The sequence below is a fragment of the Staphylococcus sp. HMSC36A10 genome, from assembly GCF_001838845.1.
GTDB classification, from domain to species: domain Bacteria; phylum Bacillota; class Bacilli; order Staphylococcales; family Staphylococcaceae; genus Staphylococcus; species Staphylococcus aureus.
Window position 1 is genome coordinate 1 of the sequence record NZ_KV839103.1, and the last position, 866, is coordinate 866.

The 866-nt window shown below is 39.4% G+C and carries 2 protein-coding genes; both read right to left on the reverse strand.

The window, feature by feature from the left end; all coding sequences use genetic code 11:
• Positions 1–46 precede the first annotated feature (46 nt).
• Positions 47–556 carry a dUTP diphosphatase gene (locus HMPREF3247_RS06540; protein WP_031911468.1) on the reverse strand — a complete coding sequence of 170 codons (510 nt, stop codon included), beginning with the start codon at positions 554–556 and terminating at the stop codon, positions 47–49.
• Positions 549–797, reverse strand: coding sequence for a type II toxin-antitoxin system toxin HigB (locus HMPREF3247_RS06545; protein WP_064266706.1), 249 nt, complete (start codon positions 795–797; stop codon positions 549–551). Before HMPREF3247_RS06545 ends, HMPREF3247_RS06540 begins: the two co-directional genes overlap by 8 nt.
• Between the last annotated feature and the right edge of the window lie 69 nt (positions 798–866).

Here is an 866-nt window from a genome sequence, read left to right on the forward strand (position 1 = left end):
TGTCACTCACTTCCCCAAAACCTCCTTGACTCGATCTAAGATGTCTTTACACTCCGCTACTTCCGAAGCCTTTTGCTCCACGTTCTGAAACACTCTCGAATTCCTCCACTTGCTTTAGTTCAGGTGTCCATATAGGCACGATAACCAATTGAGCTAGTTTGTCGCCTTCGTTGATTTGATAAGTTCCATATTGTCTTATGGCGTCACTCAAATCGATTTCTCCTTTAATATCAAAAACACCTGGTGTGATATAACCATTCGATGCAATAGCGTCATTCTTGATATTAATCCCTAAATTGCCGTGATATCCCGCGTCTATCTTGCCTGTTTCAATCACTAAATGCGTTTTACTACTTACACCACTACGGCTAGTTAATAGTCCGACATAGCCCTCTGGTATGCTTACAGCTACATCTGTTTTGATCACTGCCTTTTCTTGTGGCTCAAGTACGACAGTTTCAGCTGAGAATATGTCATAACCTGCATCCGTCTTATGATTTCGTTCTGGCATTCTAGCGTTTTCTGATAATAGCTTTACTTGTAGGATGTTAGTCATTTTCCTGCTCCTCCTCATATTTATAGACCACTTGACCTGCCATAATCCCTACTGCTTCATCAAGTTCAATACCTTCTCTAACTGAATGTTGAATAGCATTTGTCATTCCCTCAAGTATTTCATCAAATGCTCGCGCTTTCTTATACACGTCCTCAATCTCTTTTAGTAATCCTTCTGTATCATTGCCGTTATAGACGCTAGCACTGATAACTGATTGTTCTATTTGTTCACGGTTATTCATTTGCGTTATCCTCCATAAAAATTTTATTGTTTAATTCCATTCCAAATTTAACTCTTTCATGATCGTTGC

Coding starts and splice junctions, on each gene's coding strand:
- HMPREF3247_RS06540 (WP_031911468.1), bottom strand. CDS start 556: ATGACTAACATCCTACAAGTAAAGCTATTATCAGAAAACGCTAGAATG.
- HMPREF3247_RS06545 (WP_064266706.1), bottom strand. CDS start 797: ATGAATAACCGTGAACAAATAGAACAATCAGTTATCAGTGCTAGCGTC.